The sequence below is a fragment of the Streptomyces sp. NPDC047525 genome (genome assembly GCF_040643025.1).
In the GTDB taxonomy this organism is placed as follows: domain Bacteria; phylum Actinomycetota; class Actinomycetes; order Streptomycetales; family Streptomycetaceae; genus Streptomyces; species Streptomyces durmitorensis.
The window spans coordinates 275,053-284,575 of sequence record NZ_JBEYTL010000010.1 but is presented as its reverse complement, the minus strand read 5'-3'; the positions used below and the strand labels follow the sequence as shown (position 1 = coordinate 284,575).

General features: G+C 67.1%; 6 protein-coding genes and 1 pseudogene. 5 read left to right on the top strand and 2 right to left on the bottom strand.

What is annotated here, in order from left to right; all coding sequences use genetic code 11:
- From ABZ833_RS29220 to ABZ833_RS29200, 5 genes and pseudogenes are all read left to right on the top strand, one after another.
- Window positions 1-1,455: replication initiator (locus ABZ833_RS29220; RefSeq protein WP_361052397.1), on the top strand; the 1,455-nt coding region annotated here is incomplete at its 5' end.
- Between the two features lie 196 nt (window positions 1,456-1,651).
- Window positions 1,652-3,640 (top strand): annotated as a pseudogene (locus ABZ833_RS29215) (recombinase family protein); the annotation flags it as partial.
- A gap of 395 nt (window positions 3,641-4,035) precedes the next feature.
- Window positions 4,036-4,650: a TetR/AcrR family transcriptional regulator gene (locus tag ABZ833_RS29210; protein ID WP_249587314.1), complete on the top strand. Its 615-nt coding sequence runs from the start codon at window positions 4,036-4,038 to the stop codon at window positions 4,648-4,650.
- A gap of 58 nt (window positions 4,651-4,708) precedes the next feature.
- Window positions 4,709-5,410 carry a ribonuclease HII gene (locus tag ABZ833_RS29205; RefSeq protein ID WP_361052394.1) on the top strand — a complete coding sequence of 234 codons (702 nt, stop codon included), beginning with the start codon at window positions 4,709-4,711 and terminating at the stop codon, window positions 5,408-5,410.
- Window positions 5,411-5,487: 77 nt separating this feature from the next.
- Entirely contained in the window at window positions 5,488-6,171 is a 684-nt protein-coding gene (locus ABZ833_RS29200) for a hypothetical protein (protein WP_361052391.1), read from the top strand.
- A 225-nt stretch (window positions 6,172-6,396) separates the two neighbouring features.
- Here ABZ833_RS29200 and ABZ833_RS29195 read toward each other — a convergent pair whose 3' ends face one another.
- Both ABZ833_RS29195 and ABZ833_RS29190 read right to left on the bottom strand, forming a co-directional pair.
- Entirely contained in the window at window positions 6,397-7,035 is a 639-nt protein-coding gene (locus tag ABZ833_RS29195; RefSeq protein WP_361052388.1) for a hypothetical protein, read from the bottom strand.
- A gap of 212 nt (window positions 7,036-7,247) precedes the next feature.
- Window positions 7,248-9,437 (bottom strand): RecQ family ATP-dependent DNA helicase, encoded by a 2,190-nt coding sequence (locus ABZ833_RS29190; protein WP_361052385.1) that lies wholly within the window; start codon window positions 9,435-9,437, stop codon window positions 7,248-7,250.
- Window positions 9,438-9,523 lie beyond the last annotated feature (86 nt).

The following is a 9,523-nucleotide window of genomic DNA, read 5'->3' as shown; positions in this document are numbered from 1 at the left end:
TATCCGAAGTCCGCAAAGGCGCGGCGCTCGGTCCTTAATGAGGCTGAGCGTCAGCGCCTTCTTTCGTTCACAGAGCAAGACTTCATCCGGCTCGTACAAGAGCCGGGATTCGCCCGCTGGCTGGACCAGATCGAATCCATCGGCGGCTGTGCGCACCCTATTTATCTGTCTGGCCGAACGACCGTGGTTGATGACGCCACCGGCACCCTGCTGCGCCATTACGACACAGCCAGTGAGCCGGGTGGACGGATACCGGTGCGCTGCCGCAACCGCCGTGAGACCCGATGCCAGCCATGCTCCTACCTGCATGCGGGCGACACGTTCCACCTTGTCCGCTCCGGCCTGCTCGGCGGCAAGGGCACCCCCAAGCGGGTCCAGTTCCACCCCCGGCTCTTCGTCACCCTGACCGCACCCTCGTTCGGTGCTGTGCACCGGGTGAGCGGTACCTCGGGTGCGTACTGCCGTGCTCGGCGCGACGGCGGAACCTGTGAGCACGGGCGGCTGGTGGGCTGCGGACGGCATCATGCGGATACCGATTCGGTGGTGGGTCAGCCGCTCTGCCGGGACTGCTATGACTACGTTGGGAATGTCCTCTGGCACGCCTCCGCTGGCGTCCTATGGAACCGTTTTTGCCACATGGTCAGGCGGCATTTGGCGAGTGAGGCGGGTATTACGCAGACAGCCTTTAAGGAACACCTGACGCTGTCGTTTGCGAAGGTCGCCGAATACCAGCAACGCGGGGCCGTTCACTTCCATGCGGTCATTCGCCTGGACGGGCCAAGTGGGCCTGAGTTTCCGCCTCCGATCTGGGCGACGGCCGAACTCCTCGAACAAGTGGTGCGGTCGGCGGCGGACATGGTGGAAGTCCATACGCCCTACTCGCCAGCTACGGGGGAGCGTGACATTCGCTGGGGTCGGCAACTCGACGTGCATCCGATCCGAAGCGACGCGTTCACAGAATCCGCGGTGACCGGCAGTGCCGTTGCGGCCTACGTCGCTAAGTACGTCTCCAAGTCGGTCGGCGACTCGGGCGGAATCGACTATCGCATCACTGATGCCGAGAGCATCCGACTCGCCCCGGTCAACGCACACGTGCGCGCCCTCATGGGGGTCTGCTGGCGCCTGGGCGGCCTGCCCGAACTGGCTGGCCTCAAGCTGCGCTCCTGGACACACACGCTCGGCTACAGGGGGCACGTCCTCACCAAATCCCGCCGCTACTCCACCACGTACGGAGCGCTGCGCACCGTACGGGCAGAACACGAGAGCGGGGGCGCGGGGGTACCTGATGGTGCAGTCACAGACTCGTCTTGGCGCTACGTCGGGTCCGGTCACACCCTCGCTGAGGCTGAGGTAGCGGCGGGCATTGCAGGGGGTCTTAGGGATGCCCGCGATGAATACAACGCAGCACGTGACGATAGGCGTTGGGCGCCAACGGCGGATGCGGGGAACCCGTGAGCGACGAACGGCGCAGGGAACCAACCATCCGAGTCGTATGGCGGGCGGCGGAGTGGGGACCGGCCGAGCGGCGGCGCTTGGCGCGCCTCCTGTTCGGGACCCCTCGCACTGGTAAGCCCAACTCGCCTACAGATAAGCCAAGTTGACCTGTTGCAGCACTCGGTGATGCGAGCCGAAAGGGCTAGCCTGGAGACCAATGAGCGACCCCGACAGCGCTGCAACGCTGCCGGGGCCTGGCCGGTCTAAGGACTGGCCTGCCAGTCACGAAGGGACTGACATGACGCATGCTCTCACGACCGCAATTGATATTGCGGCGCAACCCTTAAATGGCCCCCGGCTCCGCGCTGTTGAGTACCTGCGGGTCTCGACGGAAGAGCAAGCCAAGGGGTACGGCATAAGTTACACAGGCAAGAAGACGAAGAATTATATTGCCGACAAGGGTTGGGAATTCATTGACCGTTACGCCGATGAAGGCGTGAGCGGAAGCCTGCAAGTGAACGATCGTGAAGACCTTAAGCGGCTCATGACGGACGCCCGTAAACTGCCCCGGCCATTTGACGTCGTAGTGGTCCATGAAGAGCGTGCGATCGGAAGGGCTGGACGGGCATTCTGGCCGTGGGTCTGGGAGCTGGAAGACCCGCTGGGCGTCTTTGTGGCTGTCGTGAAAGGGGACTACTACAACACGACGCCTGAAGGTCGCTCCCGCATGCGCAAAGCTGCGGACTATGCAGAGGATGAGCGCGAAAAGATAAGGGACAGAACGCAAGGGGGTCTGCAAGAAAAAGCCGAAGGCGGCGGATATGTCGGCGGAACAGTTCCCTACGGCTGGCGTATTCAAGATCAGGGGAAAAAGGGTGAGAGTCGCCTCGTCCTCGATATCTTCGAGGAGGACGGGTTCCTCAAGGGTGAAGCAATCACCCTTCGGCATGCCAGAATGCTGATCAGTGACGATGGCCTCGACTGGACCGAAGTAGCCTTGCGCCTCAACGTGGAAGGAATGCTGAACCGCTCCGGTCGCCCCTGGTCGCGAGAGAACCTGAAGTCGCGCCTCATGTCGCGCGCAGTGCTCGAAGGTGTGCAGGTGTACCGGGACACGAACTCGAAAGACTCCAAGTATGGCAGGGGGACAGTAGTAGACACCGAAGGGAATCCGGTCTACGGGGCCACGGTGGAAATCGAGCTAGAGCCCGTATTCACTGAGTACCAAGTAAAGCAGCTTAAGCGGGCTGCGGAGAAAATAAGCACCCGCCGTGCGCCGAAGTCTGGCAAGCGGGTATACCCGCTGTCTAAGCGAATCGACAGCCTGTGTGGCTCCTACTATGTGGGGCGCATTCAGACGTCGACGAGTGAGCGCACATATGTCTGCTCTGGTAAGTATGAGAAATATGCGGGAGCGGAAACCTGCAAATGCAGTCAGCTTGATGCTGGCCGGATCGAAGCCGCCGTGTGGAAAAAGGTGACACAACTCCTGAGGAACACAGACGAATTGATGCGCCTGGCCGGTGAATGGGTGGGCATGACTCTAGGGTTCCATGACGCCCACGCTGACCGAATCGAAAGTCTTGACGGTGAAATAGCGGTACAGCAGCGTGCCATAGCCACCGTTATGGGTACGACTGCAACGCAGGCGGCTCAGATGGGTCTGGATGAGCAAGACGCCCAACAACTCGTCACTCAGGCAGTCAAGCCTCTGGGGGATGAGCTGGAGCGGCTGAAGGGGCTTCGGGGGGAAGCAGTCGCCTGGCAGCAGGAGACGTTGGTCGCTGAGCAGCGTGCGCGGGATCTTCGTGGTCTCGCAGAGATGGCACGGACTGAGATGCCGAACATGACCCTGCGGGCTCAGTCGGATGTTGTCGACCTGGCGGACATCCGGGTAAGGATTGCGGGTCCTGTGCCGGTGAAGAGGGCTCAGGCTGAGTGCGCCGTGGGCGCCTGGTTTATGGCGCGCGGCGAGCAGATCCCTACCGGGGTTTCTGACGCGCGATGGGCGCTGATTGAACCCCTCGTAGTGAAGACCGGGCGAGGGTCGGGCAAGAAGACTGATCTCCCCTTGCGGCAATCGGTCGAGGCGATTCTATGGAAGGCGCGAACGGCTGAAGGATGGGCTCCTGCCGCAGCTCGTCTTGAGCGGGGAGTGGCCAAGTCTCTGATGTCGCGGTGGACTCGGTGGTCTCAAGACGGTACTTGGGGGCGCGTGGTCGCCGCTCTGGCGGGTGTGGAGACGGTCCCCATACCGAAGAGATCAAACGAGGTGCAGCTTCCCGACCTTGAGGTTTCAGGGGCTGTTGAACCTCGTCTGCTTCTGGAGGACTCGGCAACACAGGATCAAATGGACGCGTCGAGGACCACCATTAACTGGCAGGCCGCGATGACGGTCAGGGCGATACCGGGTCGGCCTTCTCGGCGGGCGGCGCCGGGCCTCGGTCCTTGATCATTGGCTAACTGAGAGGTTGTCACTATGGGTCCCCCACAAGTGCGTTAGTGAACACCCCCGTTCACTATCCACTCAACGGTAGCGACTCCCCATTAGTGAACGCAACCGTTCACTGAAGCTGCCTCGAACCCAACGGAGTGAATTCCATGGCTACTTCGCGCTGGAGCGCCGCCACCGCTCAGACGGCCTCCCTGCGTCGGCGGGGCCCCGTCCTCGAACGTGCGATCCTCGAGGCCACGCTCGAGCAGCTCAGCACCGTCGGCTGGAACGGCCTGACGATGGAAGGTGTGGCCGCGGGCGCGCAGACCGGCAAGGCCGCGGTCTATCGCCGCTGGCCGTCCAAAGAGGACCTCGTCGTGGACGCGCTGCAGGCGGCTCTGCCCAGACTCGACTCCGCGCCGGACTGCGGCGGGGTCAGGGAGGATCTCCTTCAGCTGTGCCGGCAGATGCGTGAGGCGATGTTCTCGCGGCCTGGATTCGCTCTCCGCGCCGTGCTTCACGAGTGCGACACGGTGGCGGCCGAGCGATTTCACGGGGTGATCTTCGACGGGGTCATCGTGCCGAGCGTGGAGCTGATCAAAGAGGTCGTACGCCGTGGAGTCGAGCGTGGAGAGGTGCGCCCCGAGGCCATGGATCCCTACGTATGCGATGTCATTCCGGCGATGATGATGTACCGCTCCAAGGTGTGCGGGAGCGAATGGGGGGACGAGGAGTTCACCGAACTCATCGATCAGGTCATGGTTCCGCTGCTGCGTCGGTAGGCCGTCGGTAGGCCTGGGTGTCGCGGGTGGCATCGGGCGGCGTACGCTATGTGGCGCCATGCCGTACGAACCACCCACCCACACCGTCGAGCGCTCCCTTCGCGCTACCACCGGAGCGAAGATCGTTGCCGGAGTCGACGAAGTCGGGCGCGGAGCGTGGGCGGGACCGGTCACCGTCTGTGCGGCGGTCACGGGACTGCGCAGGCCGCCCGAAGGGCTCACCGATTCCAAGCTGATCACTCCCAAGCGGCGCACCACGCTCGCAGGGGAGCTGGAGAGCTGGGTCACGGCATACGCCCTGGGGCATTCCTCGCCCGAGGAGATCGACGGGATGGGGATGACCGCCGCGCTGCGGCTCGCCGCGGTGCGCGCCCTGGAGGCGCTGCCGGTGCGTCCGGAAGCCGTGATCCTCGACGGGAAGCACGACTATCTCGGGACTCCTTGGCAGGTTCGTACGGTGATCAAGGGCGATCAATCCTGTGTGGCCGTCGCCGCGGCGTCGGTGATCGCCAAGGTTCGGCGCGACAAAATGATGGCCGAACTGGGTATCGAACATGCAGACTTCGGTTTTGCGGCCAACGCCGGCTATCCGTCGCCGGTGCACAAGGCCGCGCTGGCGGAGCGGGGGCCCACCCCGTACCACCGGATGTCGTGGGCGTATCTTGATGCGCTGCCCCAGTGGCGGCATCTCAAGAAGGCCCGCAGCTGGGCGGATGGAAGCGTTCCGGAAATCGAGGGCCAGCTCGGCTTCGACTTCTGACGCTTTCGGCAGTTCCACTCGCACTCATGTGCCACCCGCTGATGCCACGCGCATCGGCATTTGATAGACAACAACGCATGCCTCTCAGTCCCGAGGAGCCTCAGATTCACGAGAGTGCCCAGGGTCCCCGCGTGACCCCGGCCAGTGGCCGCATCACGCCGACCCCCCGCCCCGTACCCGGCCCGCGTCCTGCGGCTGTGCCGCGTCCTGGCCGACCGGGCCCCGCCCGGCCGACGCCGCCGGCGCAGCGCACGCCGCGTGAGCCGGCCGCCAAGCCCGGGCTGCCTGCCCCGGCTGCTTCCGGATCTTCCGCCGCTCCTGCCGCACCCGCTGGTCCGCCTGCGGGTTCCGCCACGGATGCCGGTGCTTCGGTTCCGCAGATCCAGCTGATCCCGGCTTCCGCCGAGGGGGCGCTCGACGCCGCCGAGGAAGCCGTCGACCTGCTGCTCGACTCGGGCCGTGCTCCGGGTGAGGTCCTGGTGGTCACCACCGGCGACCCGCACCCGTGGGCCACGCACGAGCTGTCGTTCGGCGATGCCTCCTACTGGGCTCAGCACGACGCGGGCGACGACGTCTTCTATGCGGACGCCGCTGCCCTGGACCGTGCCGTGTCCCGCCCCGTGGTCGTCGTCGCCCTCAACGGCGGCAGCGAGGAGACCGCGGTCGGCGCCCTGCCGACGGCGCTCACCCGGGCCGGAGCCCTGCTGATCGTCTGCGGTGACCCGCAGCGGATCAACGCGATGCTGGGCGCGGGCGTCTGACGTTCGCCGTCTGACACCTGCGCTCCGGCTGCCGCTGTCCGACGTCCGTTGTCCGGCAGTCCCTGCCGAGGCAGGGTGTCGGGTGGTCGGCGTCGGGTGGCCGGTGTCCGTGGCATGGCCGGGTGAGCCTCGCGCCGCGTGCGTTGCGCGCCGCGCTACGCGCAAGCGGCGACGCCCACCGGCCCATGCCTGTGGCCCGCCTTGCGGCGGGGGACGGCGGATGCCTCAGCGCGCCGCCGCTCGGCGCAGTACGTCGGATGCGGCACCGCCGGTGCGCGGTGGCGGCGGATCGGTTTCGGCGAAGGCCTCGGGGCTCGAGCCGGAGCTGGGCCGACGGCCGCCGCGGTTCTCGCCGAGCACCTGCCAGCCGTCACGGGTCAGTGTGATGTAGGCGCCGCACCGCAGCCCGTGCAGCGTGCAGGCGTCCCGAAGGCCCCACATCCACGCCCCGTCCTCCTGCGTCCAACGCGCGTCACCGTCACGGCAGTAGAGCAGGACGGCGGTGCGCACCGGGGTGCGGCGCCGCAGGTCGTGCGGGATGACCCGGCGCAGCTGCGCGAGCAGTGCGTTGCGGAAGACCCAGCCGTCCGCCGCGCTCGGCCGACGGGTGAACGAAGCGCTCGCCCGGAGCCGTTCCTCCGGATCGAGAACCGCGACGACGGCTGTTGCGGGCGTCGGACGATGCCGGGCATGCAGGCCGCTGACGACCTCACGCGGATTGCGCAGCAGGGGAATTCCCGCGGCTGACCATTCCGCGGGCTCGAGCATCCGGGCCAGTCCGTTGGCGGAATCGGCGGACATCTCAGCCGACGTCGAAGACTCCGACATCGATGCCGCAGCGGACGGAGGAAATCCGAAGGTCACGGTCCTCCCTTCGGCTACGCGCCCAGAGGGCGGGGTGGACTGGGGGAGCGCACCGCGGCACAGTCATGCCGGGCCACGGAAAGCCGCGCGGGAGCGGTACCAATTCTTCCCGTCGTACTGCCTTGCGGCAACGAACAATTGGGACTGCCGACCGGTATCTGGCGATGCGCCGCCTATATCCCTGCCCATGGCGCCCCGCATCGACGCCTCCGTCAGCCTTGCACGGCCAGGACCAGCGGCAACACCCCCTTGGCTCCGGCCCGGCGGAGCATGCGCGCGGCCACCGCCAGGGTCCAGCCACTGTCCGTCAGATCGTCGACGAGCAGAACGGGACCGCCCGCTTCCTGGAGCGCCGCGGCGAGCTCGGGGGGCACGGTCAGCGTTCCGTCGAGGGCGCGCAGGCGCTGGGCGCTGTTGCTCCTCGGCACATGTGCCGTATCGGCTCCGGCGGCGTACTCGATGGAGCCGAGGAGCGGCAGGCGGCCGATCTCGGCGATCCGTGTGCCCAGCGACTGGATCAGCTGGGGACGGGTGTGCGACGACATGGTCACGACGCCTGCCGGCCGCGTCTGGGCGTCGGACCCGCCTGAGGCCCACCCGCCGGGTCCCTTCGCCCAGTCCGCGAGGACGCCGACCACGGCCTTGGCCACGTCGTCGGGCACCGGCCCGTCAGGGGCCTGCGGGGCGAGCATCGGCCGGAGCCGGTTGCCCCATCCGATGTCCGAGAGTCGCCCCAAGGCCCGGCCCTGGGCCGCCTGTTCCCCCACGGGGATACGTCCCTTGAGGTCGACGCCGACCGCGGCGAGCCCGGTCGGCCACATCCTCCGGGGTTCGACATCGACACCCGCGCGGACCAACTCGCCCTGTGCCGTGTCGAGTGCTCCGGATGACACGGCGTCGGTGAAGCGCGCGCCCGCGCAGTTGTCGCAGCGCCCGCAGGGCGTCGCCGCCTCGTCGTCCAGCTGCCGCCGCAGGAACTCCATCCGGCAGCCGGTCGTCGTGGCGTAATCACGCATCGCCTGCTGTTCCGCCTGGCGCTGCTTGGCGACCCAGGCATAGCGCTCGGCGTCGTACGCCCAGGGCATCCCCGTGGAGATCCAGCCGCCCTTGACGCGCCGTACCGCGCCGTCCACGTCGAGGACCTTGAGCATCGTCTCGAGCCGTGACCTGCGCAGCTCGACCAGAGGCTCCAGCGCGGGCAGCGACAGCGGCCTTCCCGCCTGCGCGAGGACGTCCAGTGTGCGCCGGACCTGCTCCTCGGGCGGGAAGGCGAGCGAGGCGAAGTAGTTCCAGATCGCCTCGTCCTCCTTGCCCGGAAGGAGCAGCACCTCCGCGTGATCGACACCGCGGCCCGCGCGGCCGACCTGTTGGTAGTACGCGATCGGGGAGGAAGGGGAGCCGAGGTGCACCACGAAGCCGAGGTCGGGCTTGTCGAAGCCCATCCCCAGGGCGGAGGTGGCGACCAGGGCCTTCACGCGGTTGGCGAGCAGATCCTCCTCGGCCTGCTGACGGTCCGCGTTCTCCGTCTTTCCTGTGTACGAGGTGACCGTGTGCCCGCACTGCCGCAAGAAGGCGGTGATCTCCTCGGCGGCGGCCACGGTGAGCGTATAGATGATCCCGGAGCCCGGCAGCTCCGCCAGGTGGTCGGCGAGCCAGGCCAACCGGTGCGCGGCGTTGGGAAGTTGGAGCACGCTCAGGCTCAGGCTCTCCCGGTCGAGGGGCCCGCGCAGCACGAGCGCGTCCGAGCTGCCGCCGGTGCCCAGCTGCTCGGCCACGTCGGCCGTCACGCGGGCGTTGGCCGTCGCGGTGGTGGCCAGGACGGGGACGCCCGGCGGCAGGTCGGCGAGCATGGTGCGCAGCCGTCGGTAGTCGGGCCGGAAGTCATGGCCCCAGTCCGAGATGCAGTGCGCCTCGTCGACCACGAGCAGGCCGGTCGCGGCGGCGAGCTTGGGCAGGACCTGGTCGCGGAAGTCCGGGTTGTTCAGCCGCTCCGGACTGACGAGGAGGACGTCCACGTCGCCGGAAGCCACCTCGGCCTGGATGGTCTCCCACTCCTCCGTGTTCGAGGAGTTGATCGTGCGGGCGCTGATTCCGGCTCGCGCCGCCGACTCCACCTGGTTGCGCATGAGCGCGAGCAGTGGGGAGACGATCACGGTGGGACCGCTGCCCCGCTCCCGCAGCAGCGCGGTGGCGACGAAGTACACGGCGGACTTTCCCCAGCCCGTGCGCTGCACGACCAGAGCCCGGCGCTTGTCGGCGACCAGCGCTTCGATCGCGCGCCACTGGTCCTCGCGCAGTCGGGGACCGTCCGACGGTGGCACTTCGCCGCTTGCGGCCGCGGGGCCGCCGACGAGGCGGGCGAGTACGGAATCGGCCGCCGTGCGCAGATCTTCGTTGCTCATGCCCCCATGCAACCCGATGGGTCTGACATTAGGCGAACGAGTCCGCCGAGCTGTGGATAACTCTTGGCGTGCCCCTGACTGCAGTT